Origin of the sequence: Burkholderia sp. AU31652, from assembly GCF_002223155.1 — a bacterium.
Lineage (GTDB): Bacteria > Pseudomonadota > Gammaproteobacteria > Burkholderiales > Burkholderiaceae > Burkholderia.
In genome coordinates, this window is the sequence record NZ_NKFG01000007.1 from 731237 (window position 1) to 750971 (window position 19735).

A 19735-nucleotide genomic window follows, 5' to 3' on the forward strand; every position below is an offset into this window, starting at 1 on the left:
GCCGGTTCCGGCCTGTCCGTCTGATGCGGAATTCAAGGTTCCAGGCATGCCACTTCGTCGCGCGTCGGAATCGAGGTCTGCGCGCCGTGGCGCGTCACGCTGATCGCGGCGGCGCGCTGGCCGAAGCCGATCGCGTCGTCCATCGACGCACCGCCCGCGCGAGCGGCCGCGAACCCGCCGACGAACGTGTCGCCGGCCGCGGTCGTATCGACGGCGACCACCGACATCGCCCGCAGGCGGCCATTACCCGCACCGCCGCGCCAGCACACGCCGCGCGCGCCGAGCGTGACCAGCACGTTGCCCACGCCCTTCGCGCACAGCGCATCGGCGGCGCGCACGGCGGACGCATCGTCGCCGACGGCGATGCCGGTCAGCGATTCGGCCTCGGTTTCGTTGACGACGAGGTAGTCGACCCGTGCGAGCAGCGCGTCGAACAGCGGCTGCGCGGGCGCGGGATTGAGCAGCACCGGCGTGTGGTGCGCGCAGGCACAGGCGATGGCGCGCGCCACGGTGGCGACCGGCACTTCGAGCTGGCTCACGAGCATCGCCGCCCCGGCGATCGCGTCGCGCGCCGCGTCGATCCGGTCGGCATCGAGGCGCGCATTCGCGCCGGGCACGACGACGATGCTGTTCGCGCCGCCCTCGTCGACCGTGATCGTGGCCACCCCAGTGGCCGTACCGCCGATCCGCGCCAGATGCGTCACGTCGATGCCCTCTGCCGACAGCGCGTCGTGCAGGCGCGCGCCGAACGCGTCGTCGCCAACGCAGCCGATCATCGCGACCGACGCGCCCAGGCGCGCAGCCGCGACCGCCTGGTTCGCGCCCTTGCCGCCATGGACGGTCTGGAAATCGGTGCCGAGCAGCGTCTCGCCCGGCACCGGAAGGCGCGGCGCTCGTGTGACGAGGTCGATGTTCACGCTGCCGACGACGGCGATGCGCGGGGGAGTGGTGTCTCTCATTTCCGAATGTAACCGCTTACATTTGCGACGGACAAAAAGGCCGGAATGGCCGTCGTCGATGAAAATTTCACGATATGGATAGAATATGGGTCTGACATAATACGGAAGCACGTCAAGATAGCGCTTACATTCTCACAGGGTCGACCGGGAATGCAAGCGGCGCCACCACGAATCGAGGGTAAACATTGACGCATTTGACAACTTGTAGCGCTGCCATCGCCGCTACGCCTGGAGACAGCCGATGAGCTCGCCCCCGTCCCGCGCCGGCGCGCCCCGCGCGCGCCGCGGCAGCGGCCGCTCCGTGCTCGGCGATGTCGCGAAGCTGGCCGGCGTGTCGACCGCGACCGTTTCGCGCGTGTACAACGATCCCGGCAAGGTGTCGGCCGACGTGCAGCAGCGCGTGCGCGACGCGGCGCGCGCACTGAACTGGATCCCGAATGCGGCGGGCCGTGCGCTCGCGTCCACGCGCACCCACATCACGGGCGCGATCATTCCGACGCTCGACGACCAGGTGTTCGCCTCGCAGGTCGCGGGCATGCAGACGGTCATGGCCGAGCACGGCATCACGCTGTTCCTCGGCTGCTCGAACTACGATCCCGCGCAGGCGCTGGACCAGGTGCGCGCGATGCTGTCGCGCGGCGTGGAAGCCGTGTCGCTCGTCGGCGAAGCGTATCCGCCTGAATTGTTCGAACTGCTTGCGATGCACCGCGTGCCGTACGTCGTCACCTATGCGTATCGCGACGACAGCCCGCACTGCTGCATCGGCTTCGACAACCGCGCGGCGTTCGCGCGGCTCACCACTCACCTGCTCGACCTCGGCCACCGCGATTTCGCGATCATCATGCAGCCGTCCGCCGATAACGACCGCGTGCAGGCGCGCCTGCGCGGCATTCACGACACGCTGGCCGCGCGCGGGCTCGCGGTGCGCCCCGTCCATCAGCACGAAGGCGCGGCCACGATCGCATTCGGGCGGGCGAGCCTGCGCGCGATCGCCGACAGCGACGCGGCCACGCGGCCGACAGCCGTGATCTGCGGCAACGACGCGCTCGCGCTGGGCGCATTGCTCGAGGCGCAGGCGCTCGGCATCGACGTGCCCGCGCAATTGTCGATCACCGGCTTCGACGACATCGCGCTCGCGCGCGAGATCCAGCCGCCGCTGACGACGATGTGGGTCGACACCCACGCGATCGGGCGCCAGGCCGCGCAGGCGTTGCTCGACGCACTCGAGAACGGTGCAACGGGGCCGGGTCATGCGGTGCTGCCGGAGTTGCGCACGCGGGAATCGGCTGCGGCGCCGGCGCAGGTTCGAGCAGGACGTAAAAAATGACGATGCGCCGGGCGGCTTCGACTGCCCGGCCCGCCTGTCACTGCATTACATCGACCGGCAGCGTCTTGTCGAGATTGTCGTGCCACGCCTGGATGGTCTTCGGCACGTTTTTCTTCCACGCCGGCACGTTCGTGTAATAACGCATCCGGACGTTGTTCTTCGCGTCGAACACGAGCAGGCCGATCCACAGGTCATTCCCGCGGCGCATCACGATCGCCGCATTCGTCGTCGCGATGCCGCGCACCCAGTACGCATTCACGTGCGCGTTCAACCCGTCGAGATCCTTTTCGTCGGCGCTGTAGTTGACGTTGTCGACGAGCGTCTGATAATCGGCGCCGAGCAGCTTGTGCGCGGTTGCGTTCTGCGTCGCGTCGTCGACGACCTTGAGGCTCAGCAGGTCGGCCGCCGGTTTGGCCTGGAACTGCGACGCCGTCACATACTGGCCGTCGTAGGAGACGCCCGAGCCCGCACCGCAGTCAAAATCCGCGCCGTGTTGCGTGACGCCGATGCGCCCGCCCTTCCGTTCGAAATCGAGCCGGCATTTGTCCTTGCGGTAGGTACCGCTGTCGCCGTGCAGCACGATGTCGCCATCAAGCCCGCCCGTATTCGCGCCGTTGTTGCCGCTCAGCTCGAAATGCAGGTGCGGCGCCGTGCCGGTGAACGTCAGCACGCCGCCGAACGACGGGTTGTCGCTCGTCATGTACCACGTCTGCTGCCAGCGGTCGGCGGCCAGCGGCTTGCCGTTCAGGCTCGCGAGCCGTTCGCGGTAGCGATCGCCGAGGCACTGCGCGTCGTCGCCGCACCGGTCGCGCTGCTTGAGCCACTTCAACTGCGCGGCTTTCAGCGCGGCCGTATCGCCGCCTTTTCCGAGCGCCTGCTTCCACGCCGTCGCCAGGTCGCCGTCGAGCTTCGACAGCGCGGCGTCCGCGCAGATTGCCTTCTCGGTGGGCGAAGCGGCTTTCGCGCAGTCGAAGCCTGCGGCATGCGCGGCGAGCGGCAGCAGTGTCAGCAACGCGGCGGCCGCGACGGATCGCCGGTGCGTGTGCCGCACGGCACGGGCGGAAATCGCGGTTTGCCCGCGCGCATTCTTTGGGTTCTGGAGGGTCATCGGCTTGATCGTCGCTGGATCGCGCACCTGTAGAAGCTACCTGCACGCGGCATTCGAGGTAAAAACGCCCGGCCCGGCATGCGGCGCATGCCGTTGCTCGCCGAAGCCTAACCCGAATGCGCGGCGCCGATCAATCGACGTTAGATGTCAGCGCAACCGTCGACGCAGCCACGCTGCATTGCACGATGCCGTCACGCAAGGTGGCTTCCACGGCGGCATCGATGAAGCCGATGAACACCATCACGCCGTCTCCTTCGCGCACGGCCAGCCCTTCGTCTTCCATCGACGAAAACCGGAGGCGCCGCGCGGCGACCTGGCACACGCGCGTGGCGACCGCGCCCTGCGCATCGGCCACGCGCACGATGCCCTTCGCGCGCAGGATCGTGCGCGGCAACGCCTTCAGCCATGCACGCAGCCGCGCCTTGTCGAGCACGTCCGGCGCGGCGACGGTAACGCTCGCGAACGCCGGCATCGCGTCATGTCCGATCGCCCGGTGCGAGCGCGCGAAACCCGCCGGCATCGCGCCACGATCGGGCACGGCCGCGTCGAACAGCAGCGCGAGCGGAATCTCGCCATGGCGCGCGGCGACGACGATGTCGGTCGGCGCCCACGCGCGCACGTCGCCGAGTACCGCGTCGCGCCGTTCCGGCGCAACGCGGTCGAGCTTGGTCACGACGATCGCGCCCGCGCCGTCGAGCTGGCGCTGCGCCATCGCGCCGACGAGAGGATCGGCGAGCGTGTCGCGCCACGCGAGCGCGTCGGCGACGACGAGCACCGACGTCAGCCGGAACGCACCGTTCAGCAGCCCGATCTGCGCGATCTTCGCGGGATCGGCCACGCCGCTCGCTTCGACGAGCAGCAGGTCGGGCCGCACGTCGCGCGTCGCGACGCGTGTCAGCGCATCGACGAGCGCGCCGCCGATCGTGCAGCAGATGCAGCCGTTGTCGAGTTCGATCACGTCGTCGCCGCGCCCCCGCACGAGCCGCGCATCGATGTTCACCGCGCCGAAATCGTTGACGAGCACCGCGATGCGCCGGCCATGCGGCGCCTGCAGGATCGCGTTGACGACCGTCGTCTTGCCCGCGCCGAGATAGCCGCCGATCACCGCGAGGTCGATCGGCGCGGGCGCAGCCCCGGCGTGCACGACGGCGTCACCTTGCGCACTCATCGCGGCGACCGGAACACGCGCCCGCCGAGCACGGTGCCCCACACGGCGAGCTCCTTCAAACGTGCGGGTGCGCAGACCGACGGATCATCGTCGAGCACCGCGAAATCCGCGAACTTGCCGATCTCGATGCTGCCGACGAGATGATCCATCCGCAACGTATAGGCCGCGCCGAGCGTGATCGCATGCAGCGCGTCGTCAACCGCAAGCCGCTCGCCTTCGCCGAGCACGCGCCCGGATGCCGTCTCGCGCTGCACCGCGCACCATGCGGTGAACAGCGGATTGAGCGGCGTGATCGGCGCATCCGAATGCAAGGCGAACGGAATGCCGAGCCGCTGCGCGGAGCCGGCCGCATCCATCCGGTTCGCGCGATCGGGGCCGATGGTCTGGCCGTAATGCGCGTCCCCCCAGTAGTACAGATGATTCGCGAAGAAATTCACGCACATCCCGAGCGCGCGAACGCGCTTCAATTGCGCGGCGTCCGCCATCTGGCAATGCTGCAGCGTATGGCGATGATCGGGGCGCGGATGGCGCGCGAGCAGCGTCGCCATCGCGTCGAGCACGACGTCGGTCGCTTCGTCGCCGTTGGTATGCACGTGCAGTTGCAGCCCCGCGCGATGAAACGGCTCGAACACGTCGACGAGCTGGGCGGGCGGAATCAGCCACAGCCCGTTCGGCTGCCCGCCCGCGTAGCCGGGCCAGCGCACGCGCGCGGTGAAGCCCTGGATCGAGCCGTCGACGATGAACTTCACCGGCCCGAAATGCAGCTTGTCGGTATTGCGCTCGATCTCCGCGAGCACACTGTCGGCCGAGCGCGCCGGATTGCGCTGCGGCGCGAACGCCGGCACGATCCGCACCGGATAATCCGGATCGGCGGTGACGTCGCGCAGCGTGCGGTTGCCGTCGGCCGACAGGTCATTGACGAGATCGGTGGCCGTCGTCACGCCCGCGAGCTGCGCGACGCGCCCGAAATTCCAGACGGCGTGCGGCTTCTCGCTCGCGGAAATCGCGAGCTTGCCGCCGATCGTCTGATACACCGGCAGCATCGCCGCGAACTCCTGCAGCTCGCCGGTCGGGCGGCCGTCGGCATCGCGCGTCACGCCGTCGATGTCGGTGTCCTCGTCGATGCCCGCGCGCGCGAGCATCGCGCCGTTCACGTTCATCAGGTGCACGCTCGCATGCAGGATCGCGATCGGCCGCTGCGCCGATACGCGGTCGAGTTCGTGCGCGGTCAGCCGCGCGGTGCCGAAGAAGATCGGATCGAAGCCCCACGCGAGCAGCGGCCCGTCGTCGGTCATCGCGCGCTCGGCTTCCGCGAGCCGTTCGAGCACCGCGTCGAGCAAGCGCAGCCCCGGCCACAGCGTGCCGTCGGGGCCGCGCCGATCGTAGTAGCCGACGTACACGGCGTCCCACATCGCGCCTTCCATCAGGTGGCAATGCCCTTCGACGAGCCCCGGCATCAGCACCTTGTCGCGCAGCGTGTCGTCGGTCGTGCATGCACCGAACCGCGCGTGCCACGTGGCCGCGTCGGCGGCATCGCCGACCGCGAGGATGCGGCCGTCGCGCACGGCGACGTGCGTGGCCGACGGCTGCGCCGGGTTCATCGTCAGGATGCGGCGCGCCGTGAACACCGTCACGGGCGCGGCCGGGGTTGCGGATGCTGGCATGGGATGCGGTTCTCCTTGCGGCGGAACGCCGACGCGTCAGGATACGGCGTATTGCTTCACGGGACGGCCATGCAGCATCACATGCACGGCCGCGACGACGAGCACGTTGACGACGAGGCACACGAGGCCGAGGTTGATGCCGCCGAAGTCGACATGGAGCACGTAGAAGATCATCGCGAGCACCTGGCCGCAGATCATCCCGGCCCCGACCGCGACAGGCCGCACCCGGCGCCCCGCGAGCAGGATCAGCACGCCCGGCAGGAACTGCGTGACGCCGTAGTACGTGGTGTTGATCAGCGTGAGCATCAGGTTCGGCGTGAGCATCGTGGTCGCGATCGACAGCAGCAGGTAGCCGACGATCACGTATTTCGCCGCACGTTTCTGGCGCGATTCGGGCAGGTTCGGCATCAGGTTGCGCGTGACGATCGGCCCGATCGCGAGGCAGATGCCGGCCAGCACGAGCAGCCCCGACAGCGCGGCGCCAGCCGCGACGAGGCCGATCAGCCAGCCGGGCAGCAGGTGCGTGACGGCGGCGAAGAATGCGTCGTTCGGCGACGCGAGCGTCAGGTTCGCGGTGATCGCGTAGTACGACGCGATCACGAGGAACGGATACATCAGCATGTACAGCGGCATCACGACCTGCGTGCGCCGGATCGCGTCCGGCCCGCGCGCGGTGAAGAAATTCTGCGCGGCGAACGGCATCAGGTAGAAGCCGAGCGACTGGAACAGCATCGTGCTCATCGAGAAGCGCAGCTGCGATCCGCTCATCGTGTTGCTGACCTGCCGGCTCGCGGCGTCGAACACCGGATGCACGCCGCCCACCTGCCACGCGACGGCCACGCCCGTCACGACGATCGCGAGCAGCATCAGGATGTCCTTCAGGATCGCGATGTACGCCGACGCGCGCACGCCGGAGATCGCGATATAGGTGAACGCGAGCGCCGCACACACGAGGATCAGGTACAGCGGCTCGACGTGCCAGCCGAGCCCCTTGAGCGCCGCGACGAGCCCGGTGAACTGCAGCTGCCCCCACGGGATCAGGAACAGGATCGATGCGCACGCAACGACCAGCTCGAGCCCGCGGCTGCGGTAATGGCCCTTGAACAGGTCGGGCAGCGTGATCGCATTGTGGCGCTTGCCGGCCTCCCAGATCTTCGGGCCGACGAAATAGCCGATCGGGTAGGCGAGCAGGATGTAGCCGAGGAACCACACGCCGTAGGTCGGCCCTTTCGCGTAGATGCCGCCGGGGAAGCCGACCATCGTGCCGATGCTGTAGATCTCGCCGGCGGTCAGGAAGAACACGAGCGCCGTGCCGAACTGGCGCGACGCGACGAAGAAGTCATGCACGCTCTGCTTGCCGCGGCCGCGGCCGGATCGAATGGCGAGATAGAGCGACAGCGCGATCAGCGCGGCGAAGACGACCGTGGACATGCGCACCTCTGCGAAGGAAAGGAATGCGTAGGGTTCGCCGGAAAGCGCGGGCGGCCGGCGGTCCGCGAGAAGCGGATGCGTGCGCTAGGCGGCGCCGCTCGCGCGGCGGTCGAACAGCATCCAGCACGCGAACAGGCAGCCGGACGTCAGCACGAACCACGCGAAGATCCACATGAAGATGAACGGCACGCCCAGCACGTAGCGGTCCTGCGCGGCCGCCCACGGCAGCACGCCGATCACGCCGAGATACGGAATACCGATGCCGATCAGGTACCTGAGCATGCGTGTCTCCTTGAAAGCGGGTTCGTACGGAAGGGTCGTACGCGGGGGCGGCGGATATCGCCTGTACGACATCCGGGCTCGAATCCAGTATTCGAAGACAAAAAGGCGCGGGATAGTGCCAGACGCGGGCAATCGCTTGGGCCAGTGGCCCATTGCCCGGTCAACGCGGCAACGATCGAAGCGGCAACCCGACTCCGCTCGGTCGCGGCCAGCGCCCACCGGTCATGACCCGGTCCGGCGTCAGCCGCTAAACGGCATCAGCTCGTAACTCGTGCTCCGGCCGCCGGACGACGAGCGGCGCAGCACGCCGTGCTCGACGAGCTCGGTAATGTCGCGCAGCGCGGTGTCTTGCGAGCATTTCGCCAGCGCCGCCCACTTGGTGGTGGTCAGCTTCCCCTCGAAGCCGTCGAGCAGGCGATTCATCACCTTCACCTGGCGTTCGTTCATCGCGAAGCCCGCGCAGCGCTGCCAGAAGCGCGCCTTGACCAGCACCGCGTCGAGCGTCGTGTGCGCGTGGTCGATGGCCCTGCCGAGCGCGGTCAGGAACCACGCGAGCCATTCCGTGACGTCGAGCGAGCCGCGCTGCGTCCGCTCCAGCACGTCGTAATACGCGTTGCGCTCGCGCTGGATTTGCGCCGACAGGCTGTAGAAGCGCTGCGGACTGCGGTCGGCGCGCGCGAGGACCAGATCCCCGAGCGCGCGTGCAATCCGGCCGTTGCCGTCATCGAACGGATGGAGCGTGACGAACCACAGGTGAGCGAGGCCGGCCCGGATCAGCAACGGCTCGACCGGCTCCGCATTGAGCCACGCGAGAAAGCGGGCGATCTCGCCGGCGAGGCGCGCGGCGGGCGACGCCTCGAAATGCACGCGCTGCCGCCCGATCGGGCCGGACACGACCTGCATTGGCCCGGTGGCGTCGGTGCGCCAGCCGCCGACCGTGATCCGCGACATCCCCGAATAGCCGGTCGGAAACAGCGCCGCATGCCACCCGAACAGACGGGCGTCCGTGACCGGTGCCGCCGCGTGGGCGGTCGCGTCCAGCACCATGTCGACCACGCCCTCGACGTGACGATCGACCGGCGCCAGCGCGCCGATATCGACGCCGAGCCGGCGCGCGATCGACGACCGGACCGACGCCACGTTCAGGCTTTCGCCCTCGATCGCGCTGGTCTTGACGACGTCCTCCGTCAACGCGGCGAGGCTGGCCTCGTCGCGCAGCGCCAGGCCGACATCCGCCAGCCGCCCGGCCAGCATGCCTTGCGCCCGGCTGACGTCGGCGAGTGGCGTCGCCAGTGCAGGGAGGTCGAAGCGCCACGCGGGCCAGTCGGCCGACTCCCAGATGTCGGTGTAATCTCCGCTCATGATGCGGAGATTATCCCACCGATTCACCGCATGACTCAATATTCTCCGCAAATCATGCGGAGAATAGCACCCCCATTCCCCGCAAACCGGCCCGCTACCGCGCCCGGCCCGGCCCGCCCTTCGCGGCCGGCGCCGCGTCGCCGAGCCGTTCCGCGAGAAACCCAATGAACGTGCGCAGCGTGACGAACCCTTCCCGATGCTGCGGAAACACCGCATTGAGCGTGATCGGCGACGGCGCGTACGCGTCGAGCACCGGCACCAGCGCGCCGCTGTCGAGCGCCCCGCCGACGATGAAATCCGGCAGCAGCGCGATGCCGAGCCCTGCGATCGCCGCGTCGCGCACCACCTCGCCGTTGTTCGCGACCAGCGGCCCCTGTACGTCGAACGTGCGCGCCGCGCCGTCGACGCGGAATTCCCAGCCGATGCGCCGCTCGCGCCCGTACAGCACGCACGTATGGCCGGCGAGATCGGCCGGCGTCTGCGGCGTGCCCTGCCGCTTCAGATAGGCGGGGCTCGCGCACGCAATCATTCGCCACGCGCCGAGCGGGCGCGCGATCAGCGTCGAATCCTCGAGCGAGCCGATCCGCAGCACGAGATCGAAGCCCTCGCCGATCAGGTCGACGCGCCGGTCGGTCAGGTCGAGGTTCAGCCGCACGGCCGGGTGCGCGGACAGGAATTCGGCGATCAGCGGCGACACGTGCGTGATCCCGAACGACAGCGGCGCGCTGATTTTCAGCGACCCGTGCAGCTCGGTGCTGCGCACCGACATCGCCTGCTCGGCGTCGGCGATCTCCGCGAGGATCCGCTGCGCCCGCGCATAGAACTCCTGACCCGATTCGGTCACCGCGAGGTTGCGCGTGTTCCGGTGCAGCAGCCGCACGCCGAGCGACGCCTCCAGCGCCATCGTGCGCCGGCTGACGAACTGCTTGGACAGCATCAGCTGGTCGGCCGCCGCCGTGAAGCTGCCCGCATCGACCGTCGCGACGAAGATCCTGAGATCGTTCAGTTCCATATTGTCCACTCCATAGCGACAGTCATTATCTCTACAGCCATTTATTTGTCAAATCGATTGACCTAAGATTCATCTCAACGAACGGCCGGGCCCACTTCCGAGGTCCGGCGTCTTGAGGAACAAAAATCATGATCGAAATCCGTGCAGCAAACCAACGTGGCCGTGCGGAGCATGGCTGGCTCAGCTCCCGTCATACGTTTTCGTTCGCGAACTACTACGATCCGAAGCAAGTCGGCTTCTCCGACCTGCTGGTGATCAACGACGACCGCGTCGCCCCGGGCCGCGGCTTCGGCACGCACCCGCACCGCGACATGGAAATCCTGTCGTACGTGCTCGACGGCGCGCTGGAACACAAGGACTCGATGGGCACCGGTTCGGTGATCGTGCCGGGCGACGTGCAGCTGATGAGCGCCGGCACCGGCGTGCGCCACAGCGAGTTCAACCACTCGCCGGAACTGCCGGTCCACTTCCTGCAGATCTGGGTCGGGCCGGCCGAAAAGGGTGCCGAGCCGCGTTATCAGCAGACGAACGTCACGGCCGACGACAAGCGCGGCAAGCTCGCCCTCGTCGTCTCGCCGAACGGCGACGCCGGTTCGCTGAAGATCCGGCAGGACACGCGGATCTACGCGGGCTTGTTCGACGGCGATGAACGCGCGACGCTGGAACTGGCGCCGAACCGCTTTGCCTACGTGCACGTGGCACGCGGCAGCGTGACGGTCAACGGCGTGACGCTCGGCGAAGGCGACGGCGTGCGCATCCGCGACGAACAGGCGCTGACGGTCGCCGACGGGAAGGATGCCGAAGTGCTGGTGTTCGACCTGCGTCCGGTCGAAGTAACGGCCGAATGGGCATGACGCCCGTTCGGGAAACCGGGCCCCGCTGAACGCGGGGCCCTTTTAATCGGAGATTCGCAACATGGCCAAGGTACTCGTTCTTTACTACTCGTCCTACGGGCACGTCGAAACGATGGCGCAGCACATCGCGGAAGGCGCGAAATCGGTGGCCGGCGTCGAGGTCACGCTCAAGCGCGTGCCGGAAACGATTCCCGTCGACCAGGCCCGCGCGATCGGCGTGAAGGTCGACCAGGCCGCACCGGTCGCCACGGTGGACGAACTCGCCGACTACGATGCGATCATCTTCGGCACGCCGACCCGCTTCGGCAACATGGCCGGCCAGATGCGCACGTTCCTCGACCAGACCGGCGGCCTGTGGATGAAGGGCGCGCTCGTCGGCAAGATCGGCAGCGTGTTCGCGTCGACCGGCACGCAGCACGGCGGCCAGGAAACGACGATCACGTCGTTCCACACCACGCTGCTGCACCACGGGATGGTGATCGTCGGTGTGCCGTACGCCTGCAGCGGCCTCGTCAACATGAACGAAATTACCGGCGGCACGCCGTACGGCGCGACCACGCTCGCGGGCGCGGACGGCAGCCGCCAGCCGAGCGCGAACGAGCTCGATATCGCGCGCTACCAGGGCAAGCACGTCGCGGAAATCGCGAGCAAGCTCGCGTCCTAACGCGACGGCCCGGCGGTTCGGGCCGCCCCGCACATGCGCGAACGGCGCCGGTCGATCCGGCGCCGTTCGCGCTGTGCCGAGGTTCCGGCCGTTACTGGCCCGATGCCGGGGCGGCCGGCGCCGCCTTCGTCGCGGGCGCCTTCTGCGCGGCGTTCTGCGGATAGTTGCTCTGGTCGTTGGTCAACCGGTAGCCGCTGCCCGTGCCGATCGCCTTCAGGTCCGACGCATGCCGCGCCCGGGCGGCCTTGCGGGCCGCCTTCTTCTGCGCCTTGTCGAGCTGCTTCTGCGTCGGCGCGGACGCCGGATCCTGCGCGTATGCCGCCGGCGCGGCGGTCAACAGCAGACCGAACGACGCCGTTACTGCTACTGCCACCGATACCACGCGAGACTGCTTCATGGCCGGATCTCCTTGTCGATTGTTGATAGTGGGTCGAACACCGGCGCGCACGCGACCGCTTGCGACATCGGCGCCGTTGCAACGTTAGCCGATCAGTATTCCGTTGTCCGTGTGCGTTCCTGAATTCTCCTGATAACGGCCACGATACATGCACACCGCGAGTGCCGCCGTTTCGGCGCCGCGCCGGCGCCATCAGGGAAACCGATAACCCGGCCTCGCCCGCCCTAGCCGGCGCTCAGATCCAGCGCGACAGCACCGGCAGCAGGATCGGCACGACGAAGGCCGTCAGCACGCCGTTCAGTCCCATCCCGAGCCCGGCGAACGCGCCGGCTTCCTCGCTGACCTGGAACGCGCGCGCGGTGCCGATCCCGTGCGACGCGACGCCGAGCGCGAAGCCGCGCACGGCCGGTTCGTCGACCCGCAGCGCATTGAGGATCCCGCGTGCGCACACCGCGCCGAAAATCCCGGTCGAGATCACGAGCACGGCAGTGAGCGACGGAATCCCGCCGATTTCGGCCGCGACGGCCATCGCGATCGGCGTCGTCGCCGATTTCGGTGCAAGCGACGCGATCGTCTGGTGCGACGCGCCGAACAGCGCCGCGATGCCCACCGCCGACACGATCGCGGTCAGCGAACCCGCGAGCAGGCCGACCAGCAGCGGCACCGCGGCGCGGCGCAGCTTCGACCACTGGCGGTACAGCGGCAGCGCGAGCGCGACGGTCGCGGGGCCGAGCAGGAAGTGGACGAACTGCGCGCCTTCGAAATACGTCGGATACGGCGTGCGGGTGATCGTCAGCAGCACGACGATCAGCGCGACCGCGATCAGCACCGGGTTCGCGAGCGGGTTGAAGCGCGCCCGCGCATAGACGGCCTGCGCGAACAGATAGGCGATCAGCGTGATGGTCAGGCCCAGCAGCGGGGTCGCGGCGAGATAGACCCAGATCGCGCCGAGTGTCGGAAAGGCCGTCATCGCGTGCCCTCCGCCGCGCCGCCCGCGCGCCGCTGGCGCCGCAGCAGCGCGCGCGTGACGAGCGCGGTCACGGCGATCGCGAGCGTGGTGCTCACCGCCAGCGCGACGACGACCGCGACCGCATCGCCGCGCACGCGGTCGGCCGACACCATGATGCCGACGCCAGCCGGCACGAACAGCAGCGACAGGTGGCGCAGCAGCTCGAGCGCGGTCGGCTCGATCGCGTCGGCCACCTGCGGGCGCAGCATCACGAAGCCGAACAGCAGCAGCATGCCGATCACCGGGCCCGGCACCGGCAAGCCGAACAGGTAGGACACGCCTTCCCCGAGACACTGGAAGGTCAGCAAGACCGCGAACGCCTGCAGCATGAACCGCTTCTCCCGAACGGGGCCGCGCTGCCGGGCGGCCGCGCGACCGATGGCCGGCGGCTTGCGGCGCCGGCGTGAACGATACGCGCGATCGTACCAACTTCACGCGCCATCGAACATCGCCGCGTGCGGCTGCGGGAAGACACCACCGGGTGCACGGCGTGCGGCCTCCCGCCGCCACGCATCATCCCGGCACCGGTTCGGCCGACATCGCCCTGCCCGGGTCGTGCGCGTTGCCGGCTACGCCGGCCACGGGCAGCGTGACCGTCACGGTCGTGCCCCGCCACGGGGCGCTGCGCACGTCGATCTCGCCGCGGTGCCGGTCGACGACCGCCTTCGCGAACGCCATGCCGAGCCCGACACCCTTCGTGTCGGGCTGTCCCGGCAGACGAAAGCGCCGGTAACGCTCGAACAGGCGCGCCTGATCCTCGGCCGCGATCCCGTAGCCGTCATCGCGAATCACGCAGCGTACCGAAGCACCGTCGTCCGCCAGTTCGACGCTGCACGCGATGCGAGTATGCGCCGCGCTGTAGTCGACCGCGTTCCCCAGCAGATTGACCAGCGCACGCGACAGCAGCGCCGGATCGCCATGCACGAGCGCGTCGTCGCACGACGGGACGTCCTCGATCGCGATGTGCTTGTCACGCGCACGCGGCCAGATTTCGTCGCGCGCGTGATTCATCAGGTCGGCCACGTTGACGAGCTCCGACGCGTACTCGCCCGCCTCCGCCCGCGACACCTGCGCGAAACCGTCCGCCATCGCCAGCGTATGACGCGCCAGCCCGCCGATCTCGTGAAGACGCTCGCGCAGCGCGCAGTCGGGCGGGCACGCGGCAGGCGCGTTCACCAGCACGATGACCGACGTGAGCGGCGCACGCATGTCGTGCGAGAACAGCGTCAGCATGTCGTTGCGGTGCCGCTCGAGCAGCGTGCGATGGACGTAGGCGCCGCGCAGCGCGTCCAGTGCATCGTTCACGTGCGCGATCTCGGGGCTCGTGCCCGGAATCCGGACGATCGGCGATACGTCGCCCTCGCTCAACGCGACGATGCGCCGGCTCAGCGCATCGAGCGGTTTCGACAGCGTCCGCTGCGTGCCGCGCACGAGCAGGAACAGGATCGCGATGCAACACGCCGCCTCGGCGCCGGACAGCGTCATCCGGACGCGCGCCGCATCGCGCAGCGTCACCGCGCGCGCCCGCGTGAGGTCGAGCACGTGATCGCGCAACCGCGCCGATGCGTCGAGGTCGCGCATGATCCGCGACGCGAAATCCTCCGCGTTCATCGCATAGGTGCCCGTGCGCCCTGCGCGAAGCGTCGTCGCCACGAGCGGCAGGAAGCTGCCGTCCATCGTGTCGTTCAACCGGGCCAGGTCATTCGACAGCATCGCGTCGTCGAGCGTCGGTGCGATCGCGCCGGCGATCAGTGCGCGGAGCTGCACGATGCGCCCGCGCATCTGGAGGATGCGCGCCAGCCGGTCGTTGTCGAGCGCCTCATTCCTCACCAGCGGCGCGACGAACAGCGCGCCCAGCCGGCCGGTGTATTCGCGCAGGTCGCCCAGCAGGCGCGCGAGGACCAGCGCGCCGGCCGTGTCCGGATGACGCATCGCCGTCCCGGCCATCACGACGCCGGTCAGCGCCGCCAGATCGTCGGCGGCCGCGAACATGCGGTCCTGCGCGGCCTGCACCTGCCACGTCGCACGCGCCGCCGCGGGCCGCGCGGCGAGCGCATCGACTTCGCCGCGCGCGCCGGCCAGCCCGGCGCGTAGCGACGCGAGCGCGTGCAGCGCGGCCCCGCGCTCGGATGCCCCGAGCGCCTCCGCCCGCGTGAGGTCGTCTCGCAGCGCATCGAGCGCCTGGTCCGTGCGCGCGCGCGCATCGCGCACGGCCTGCGCTTCCTTGGCCGAATCGCGCCGCCGCAGCGCCAGCAACCGGTTGGCGGGCCAGCGTTCGGCCGAGATCCGGTTCGACGCGATCATCACGCACTCGACCAGCGCGAAATCGCGCAGGTCGAGCATCCCGTGCCGATACTGCCGATAGCTTTCCCACAGATTCGTGCCGCACGCGACTGCCGTCAGCATCACGACGAGCACGAAGCCGGCACGCATTCGCTGCCGGATGGAGAGGCCGCGGAGGTTCACGATGCCGGCTCGATGCGCACCGGATGCGCGCAGCCTTCCCCATCGGACGAACGCGCCGCCCCGGCCGACGCGAGGTGCCGACCGGCGTCATGCGCCGCGGACCGCGTGGGCCCTGCCGCGGCCGCCCTCGCCCCGCTAGATCGCACACCATTCTCCCGATGATTCGTCCGCGACGCTTCCGCTGCCGCGACAGGACGCGACGGCGACCTGTGCGTCGTGCCGTCGCGCATGACGCGTGCCGGGCTCCGCGAGCGGCGACGTCCCGACCGCGCGCTTGCCGGCACGCGCCGGCAGCCGGCAGGCGACGCACACGGGATGCCGGCGCAGCGCGTGGCGGTAGGTGATGAACGCCGCGCCGCAATCCCGGCATCGGGCGATGTCGAGCACGCCGGCGTCGACGAAGCGCACCAGCACCCAGGCGCGTGTCAGGTCCAGCGGCAACGCGCGGCATGCGGCATCGCCCTGTTCGGCATACAGCGTATAGGCCTTGACGAGCGCCTCGAGTCGCGTGCAGCCCGCCTGGTTGCGCAGGAAGCGATAGATGCTGTGGAACAGCGATGCATGAAGGTTCGCGAACCACGTCATGTACCAGTCGATCGACGACGGCAGCAACCCCTTCGGCGCGGCCACGCCGCGCACTTCGCGATACAGCCGCACGAGCCGGTCGCGCGGCAATCCGCACTCGATTTCCAGCATCTGCAGCCGCGCGCCGAGCCGGATCAGCGCCGCCGCGTGCATCGTCAGTTGCGCGTCGTCCGCGAGGCCATGTCGCCCTGCCCGGCCGTTCACGATGTTTCCTCGTTGGGTAGCGCAAGGCCGGCCAGCACCATCGCGGTATGCACGCGCACGAGATCGACCGGCGGCGTCGCGCGGGTCAGCGCCGACAGCACACCGTACCGGCCCGGCCGCAATGCGCAGATCAACTGCCCCGCGGACGCGAGCTCGTTCATGTGCTTCATCGACAGCGCGGCCAGCGCGGCGGCGACATCGGCGGTCACACCCAGGCGGAACATGCCGGTTGCGCGATCCGACTGCAGCAGTCGCTGCGCAAGCCAGAGATACGACATGTTCAGTTCCCACATTGCATCGCTGTCGTTGGCAACCTTCATCGTTCACCTCGATTCATGCGCGATCAGGATCAATGATTCATCGTCAAAATGCGTGCCGATAATCCCGTTATGACGAACCGTTATTTTTTTGTGTTCGACGCGAATAACAGAAATTCACCGCCGCCGAACGACGCACATTGCGTGCGTGCAGCGCGCCGTCATTCAATCCTGTGGCGGCCGCTTGCGTCGTCGCTCACATCGGCGCGATGCCGGCGACGCATCGAATGGCGTGCCTGCATTCACCTGCATTGCGAACTGTCGTGATTGAGTCTCGGCGATATTCCGCTGAATGTAAATGCGACGTTAGACGCAAGACAGATGCAGGACAAAAGCGACTTTAGTATTAAGACTTTCGTCTTGTACAATCCGGTTCGTTCGTGTCGGCCCGACTCCGGATTCACTTATTCAAGCATCCTCATGAAAATTCTGATCGTCGACGATCACGCGATCCTGCGGGATGGCGTGGAGATGCTGCTGCGCCAGGGTGACGACGACACGGTCGTCGTCCAGGCGAGCAGCGCCGATGATGCGGTGCGGCTGCTCGACGATCACACCGACCTCGACGCCATCGTGCTCGACCTGAAGCTGCAGGGCATGGACGGCCTCGACGCCCTCGCTGTCTTCGCGACGATGCGCCCGGGGCTGCCGGTCATCGTGCTGTCGTCGTCCGAGGATCCCGGCGCCGTGCGCAGCGCGTTCGCGCAGGGCGCGATGGGTTACGTGCCGAAGTCCGCCAGCCCGCGCACGCTGCTGTCCGCGATCCGGATCGCCCTCAACGGCGAACGCTACGTACCGCCGCTCGTGCTCGACGACCCCGCGCTGCAGCATCAGAACGGTGCCGCTGCAGCACGCGGTTCGATGCTGACGCAACGACAGATCGAAGTGCTGCGCTATCTCGCGGAAGGCGTGCCGAACAAGGTCATCGCCGACAAGCTGGGCCTGTCCGAAAAGACCATCAAGGCGCACATCACCGCGATCTTCAAGGCGCTGAACGTCATCAACCGCACCCAGGCAGCGGCAGCCGGCAGGAAGGCAGGGCTCATCTGACCCGACGCCGGCTCGCGTCGCGACATTGCCATGCCGGCGCGGAACGCCTAAATTTTCCTCATTGTCCCCGCCCGTTCGAGGAGCGTGCGCATGACGCATGTCGACGAGCCGCCCGACGCGCCGGCCGACCATGAAGTCCCGTTCGACCTCGCCGCCGACGTGATCGCGCGCTGGCAGCGCCTCGTCGACCTGATGGCGGAAATCGTCGGCGTGCCGGCCGGGCTGATCATGCGCAACGTCGGCCGCGACATCCAGGTGCTGGTGGCGAGCCGCAACACCGGCAATCCGTTCTATCCGGGCGAATCGGCCGAACTGCACGGCTCGGGGCTTTACTGCGAAGCGGTCATCGCGAGCGGCGCTACGCTGGTCGTGCCGGATGCGCGGCAATCCGCGCAGTGGCGCAACAATCCGGACCTGCGCGTCAACATGGTCTCGTATCTCGGCCTGCCGATCCGCTGGCCCGACAACACGCCGTTCGGCACGATCTGCCTGCTCGACTGCAAGGAGAATGCGTATTCGGAGCGCTACATCCGGCTCGTCGAGGAATTCCGCGACCAGATCGAGATGCAGTTGCAACTAATCCGCGCGCAACGGATCGCCGAACGCGAACGCCAGCGCGCCGCGCAGCTGGCCGAGAACTTCCGCCGGCAAAAGGATCTCGCGACGGAGGCCGTGCACGTCAAGTCGAGCTTTCTCGCGGCCGCGAGCCACGACCTGCGCCAGCCCGTCCACGCGTTGAGCCTGTTCGTCGGCGCGTTGCGGCACGTGCCGATGCCGGCCGACGGCACGCTGCTCGTCGATCGCATCGACCAGTCCGTCAACGCGATGGACGCGCTGTTCACCGCGATCCTCGACATCTCGCGGCTCGATGCGGGCGTCGTGCCCGTCCATCGCCGGCCGTTCGCGATCGGCGCGGTGCTGGAGCGCGTGTGCCGCGAAGTCGCCGCCGACGCGCACGGGAAAGGGCTGTCGCTGTCGTACGTGCGCAGCACGGCCGTGGTCGATTCCGATCCCGTGCTGATCGAGCGCATCGCGCGCAACCTGCTGTCGAATGCGGTGCGCTATACCGACACCGGACGCATCGTCGTCGGCTGCAGGCGCACGCGCCAGCACGTTCGCCTGCAATTCATCGACACCGGGCGCGGCATTCCGGCCGACCAGCAGGCGCGCGTATTCGACGACTACTACCAGTTGCGCCGTCGCGGCGACGAGCCCGAACGGGGCGTCGGCCTCGGGCTGGCGATCGTGCGGCGCCTCGCGGGGCTGCTCGACTGTCCACTGACGCTGCGCTCCGAACCCGGGCGGGGCTCATGCTTCGAACTGCAGCTGGTGCGGCTGGACACGGCCGTGCAGCCGGGCGCCGCCGCCGACGAGATCGCCGTCGACGAGACGACGGCCGCCGCGCACCTCGTGGTCGTGATCGACGACGAAAGCGCGATCCGCGCCGGCATGTCGATTCTGCTCGAGCGCTGGGGCTACCAGGTCGTCACGGCCGCGTCGGTCGATGACGCGATCGCGTGCCTGGCATCGTGCGAGGTCCGGCCGACCCTGCTGATCTGCGACCTGCACCTGCACGGCGACCAGAACGGCATCGCTGCGATCGCGCGCATTCGCGACGAGTACAACACGGCGATTCCCGCGATGCTGATCACGGGCGACACGACCGCGCGACGGCCCGGCCGGCTGAAGCACGGCGGGTTCGTGCTGCTGCACAAGCCGGTGCCGAGCGACAAGCTGCGCGCGGCGATGGCGCGCCTGCTGCATGCGCAGGCCCCCGGGCAGCAGCGCCGGGCCGACGCGGGATAGTCGGCGGCGCACTGGCGGCATGCAAAAACGGCGGGCATCTGCCCGCCGCCGAGTCTTCTCACGCGCACCG

The 19735-nt window shown here is 68.6% G+C and carries 19 protein-coding genes; 5 read left to right on the forward strand and 14 right to left on the reverse strand.

Annotated features, from left to right (window positions below; translation table 11 throughout):
• Positions 1 to 32: 32 nt before the first annotated feature.
• Complete coding sequence (rbsK, locus tag CFB40_RS35025; protein ID WP_089429974.1) at positions 33 to 959, reverse strand: ribokinase; 927 nt, start codon at positions 957 to 959, stop codon at positions 33 to 35.
• Positions 960 to 1200: 241 nt separating this feature from the next.
• Here rbsK and CFB40_RS35030 point away from each other — a divergent pair, with 241 nt between their 5' ends.
• On the forward strand, positions 1201 to 2286 hold the full coding sequence (locus tag CFB40_RS35030; protein ID WP_089433921.1) for a LacI family DNA-binding transcriptional regulator: 1086 nt from the start codon (positions 1201 to 1203) through the stop codon (positions 2284 to 2286).
• Positions 2287 to 2323: 37 nt separating this feature from the next.
• Here the strand turns inward: CFB40_RS35030 and CFB40_RS35035 are convergent, their stop codons facing one another.
• From CFB40_RS35035 to CFB40_RS35065, 7 genes are all read right to left on the reverse strand, one after another.
• Positions 2324 to 3394, reverse strand: a complete 1071-nt coding sequence (locus CFB40_RS35035; protein ID WP_254600315.1) for a lysozyme inhibitor LprI family protein — start codon at positions 3392 to 3394, stop codon at positions 2324 to 2326.
• A gap of 130 nt (positions 3395 to 3524) precedes the next feature.
• Complete coding sequence (locus CFB40_RS35040; protein WP_089433922.1) at positions 3525 to 4562, reverse strand: CobW family GTP-binding protein; 1038 nt, start codon at positions 4560 to 4562, stop codon at positions 3525 to 3527.
• Positions 4559 to 6226 (reverse strand): amidohydrolase, encoded by a 1668-nt coding sequence (locus CFB40_RS35045; RefSeq protein WP_089433923.1) that lies wholly within the window; start codon positions 6224 to 6226, stop codon positions 4559 to 4561. The genes CFB40_RS35040 and CFB40_RS35045 overlap by 4 nt, the downstream gene beginning before the upstream one ends.
• 36 nt (positions 6227 to 6262) lie before the next feature.
• On the reverse strand, positions 6263 to 7657 hold the full coding sequence (locus tag CFB40_RS35050) for a sodium:solute symporter family protein (RefSeq protein WP_089433924.1): 1395 nt from the start codon (positions 7655 to 7657) through the stop codon (positions 6263 to 6265).
• Between the two features lie 84 nt (positions 7658 to 7741).
• Positions 7742 to 7939 (reverse strand): DUF3311 domain-containing protein, encoded by a 198-nt coding sequence (locus CFB40_RS35055; RefSeq protein ID WP_085040323.1) that lies wholly within the window; start codon positions 7937 to 7939, stop codon positions 7742 to 7744.
• 240 nt (positions 7940 to 8179) lie between these two features.
• Positions 8180 to 9301: a Fic family protein gene (locus CFB40_RS35060; RefSeq protein ID WP_089433925.1), complete on the reverse strand. Its 1122-nt coding sequence runs from the start codon at positions 9299 to 9301 to the stop codon at positions 8180 to 8182.
• A gap of 94 nt (positions 9302 to 9395) precedes the next feature.
• On the reverse strand, positions 9396 to 10313 hold the full coding sequence (locus CFB40_RS35065) for a LysR family transcriptional regulator (protein WP_089433926.1): 918 nt from the start codon (positions 10311 to 10313) through the stop codon (positions 9396 to 9398).
• Positions 10314 to 10441: 128 nt separating this feature from the next.
• Here CFB40_RS35065 and CFB40_RS35070 point away from each other — a divergent pair, with 128 nt between their 5' ends.
• Both CFB40_RS35070 and wrbA read left to right on the forward strand, forming a co-directional pair.
• Positions 10442 to 11167, forward strand: coding sequence for a pirin family protein (locus CFB40_RS35070; RefSeq protein ID WP_089429979.1), 726 nt, complete (start codon positions 10442 to 10444; stop codon positions 11165 to 11167).
• A gap of 61 nt (positions 11168 to 11228) precedes the next feature.
• The gene (wrbA, locus tag CFB40_RS35075; RefSeq protein WP_039355294.1) at positions 11229 to 11831 is read left to right on the forward strand and encodes an NAD(P)H:quinone oxidoreductase; all 603 of its coding nucleotides are present in this window, start codon (positions 11229 to 11231) and stop codon (positions 11829 to 11831) included.
• Positions 11832 to 11922: 91 nt separating this feature from the next.
• Here wrbA and CFB40_RS35080 read toward each other — a convergent pair whose 3' ends face one another.
• From CFB40_RS35080 to CFB40_RS35105, 6 genes are all read right to left on the reverse strand, one after another.
• Positions 11923 to 12228: a hypothetical protein gene (locus CFB40_RS35080; protein WP_069249854.1), complete on the reverse strand. Its 306-nt coding sequence runs from the start codon at positions 12226 to 12228 to the stop codon at positions 11923 to 11925.
• A 235-nt stretch (positions 12229 to 12463) separates the two neighbouring features.
• Positions 12464 to 13198 carry an LrgB family protein gene (locus CFB40_RS35085; RefSeq protein WP_089429981.1) on the reverse strand — a complete coding sequence of 245 codons (735 nt, stop codon included), beginning with the start codon at positions 13196 to 13198 and terminating at the stop codon, positions 12464 to 12466.
• Positions 13195 to 13566, reverse strand: a complete 372-nt coding sequence (locus tag CFB40_RS35090; RefSeq protein ID WP_089429982.1) for a CidA/LrgA family protein — start codon at positions 13564 to 13566, stop codon at positions 13195 to 13197. The genes CFB40_RS35085 and CFB40_RS35090 overlap by 4 nt, the downstream gene beginning before the upstream one ends.
• Before the next feature lie 184 nt (positions 13567 to 13750).
• The gene (locus CFB40_RS35095) at positions 13751 to 15703 is read right to left on the reverse strand and encodes a sensor histidine kinase (protein WP_256976970.1); all 1953 of its coding nucleotides are present in this window, start codon (positions 15701 to 15703) and stop codon (positions 13751 to 13753) included.
• Positions 15704 to 15838: 135 nt separating this feature from the next.
• Positions 15839 to 16492, reverse strand: a complete 654-nt coding sequence (locus CFB40_RS35100; RefSeq protein WP_256976971.1) for a FlhC family transcriptional regulator — start codon at positions 16490 to 16492, stop codon at positions 15839 to 15841.
• Entirely contained in the window at positions 16489 to 16812 is a 324-nt protein-coding gene (locus CFB40_RS35105) for a flagellar transcriptional regulator FlhD (RefSeq protein WP_089433928.1), read from the reverse strand. The genes CFB40_RS35100 and CFB40_RS35105 overlap by 4 nt, the downstream gene beginning before the upstream one ends.
• Before the next feature lie 417 nt (positions 16813 to 17229).
• Here CFB40_RS35105 and CFB40_RS35115 point away from each other — a divergent pair, with 417 nt between their 5' ends.
• Positions 17230 to 17859: a response regulator gene (locus CFB40_RS35115; RefSeq protein WP_089433930.1), complete on the forward strand. Its 630-nt coding sequence runs from the start codon at positions 17230 to 17232 to the stop codon at positions 17857 to 17859.
• A gap of 90 nt (positions 17860 to 17949) precedes the next feature.
• On the forward strand, positions 17950 to 19665 hold the full coding sequence (locus CFB40_RS35120; protein ID WP_089433931.1) for a hybrid sensor histidine kinase/response regulator: 1716 nt from the start codon (positions 17950 to 17952) through the stop codon (positions 19663 to 19665).
• Positions 19666 to 19735: the final 70 nt, after the last annotated feature.

What these genes read in the sequence shown, in the direction of transcription:
- CFB40_RS35055 (WP_085040323.1), bottom strand. Translation starts at nt 7,939, where the DNA reads ATGCTCAGGTACCTGATCGGCATCGGTATTCCGTATCTCGGCGTGATC.
- CFB40_RS35085 (WP_089429981.1), bottom strand. Translation starts at nt 13,198, where the DNA reads ATGACGGCCTTTCCGACACTCGGCGCGATCTGGGTCTATCTCGCCGCG.
- CFB40_RS35115 (WP_089433930.1), top strand. Translation starts at nt 17,230, where the DNA reads ATGAAAATTCTGATCGTCGACGATCACGCGATCCTGCGGGATGGCGTG.
- CFB40_RS35035 (WP_254600315.1), bottom strand. Translation starts at nt 3,394, where the DNA reads ATGACCCTCCAGAACCCAAAGAATGCGCGCGGGCAAACCGCGATTTCC.
- CFB40_RS35080 (WP_069249854.1), bottom strand. Translation starts at nt 12,228, where the DNA reads ATGAAGCAGTCTCGCGTGGTATCGGTGGCAGTAGCAGTAACGGCGTCG.
- CFB40_RS35105 (WP_089433928.1), bottom strand. Translation starts at nt 16,812, where the DNA reads ATGAAGGTTGCCAACGACAGCGATGCAATGTGGGAACTGAACATGTCG.
- CFB40_RS35060 (WP_089433925.1), bottom strand. Translation starts at nt 9,301, where the DNA reads ATGAGCGGAGATTACACCGACATCTGGGAGTCGGCCGACTGGCCCGCG.
- CFB40_RS35040 (WP_089433922.1), bottom strand. Translation starts at nt 4,562, where the DNA reads ATGAGTGCGCAAGGTGACGCCGTCGTGCACGCCGGGGCTGCGCCCGCG.
- CFB40_RS35030 (WP_089433921.1), top strand. Translation starts at nt 1,201, where the DNA reads ATGAGCTCGCCCCCGTCCCGCGCCGGCGCGCCCCGCGCGCGCCGCGGC.
- CFB40_RS35050 (WP_089433924.1), bottom strand. Translation starts at nt 7,657, where the DNA reads ATGTCCACGGTCGTCTTCGCCGCGCTGATCGCGCTGTCGCTCTATCTC.
- CFB40_RS35120 (WP_089433931.1), top strand. Translation starts at nt 17,950, where the DNA reads ATGACGCATGTCGACGAGCCGCCCGACGCGCCGGCCGACCATGAAGTC.
- wrbA (WP_039355294.1), top strand. Translation starts at nt 11,229, where the DNA reads ATGGCCAAGGTACTCGTTCTTTACTACTCGTCCTACGGGCACGTCGAA.
- rbsK (WP_089429974.1), bottom strand. Translation starts at nt 959, where the DNA reads ATGAGAGACACCACTCCCCCGCGCATCGCCGTCGTCGGCAGCGTGAAC.
- CFB40_RS35070 (WP_089429979.1), top strand. Translation starts at nt 10,442, where the DNA reads ATGATCGAAATCCGTGCAGCAAACCAACGTGGCCGTGCGGAGCATGGC.
- CFB40_RS35090 (WP_089429982.1), bottom strand. Translation starts at nt 13,566, where the DNA reads ATGCTGCAGGCGTTCGCGGTCTTGCTGACCTTCCAGTGTCTCGGGGAA.
- CFB40_RS35045 (WP_089433923.1), bottom strand. Translation starts at nt 6,226, where the DNA reads ATGCCAGCATCCGCAACCCCGGCCGCGCCCGTGACGGTGTTCACGGCG.
- CFB40_RS35065 (WP_089433926.1), bottom strand. Translation starts at nt 10,313, where the DNA reads ATGGAACTGAACGATCTCAGGATCTTCGTCGCGACGGTCGATGCGGGC.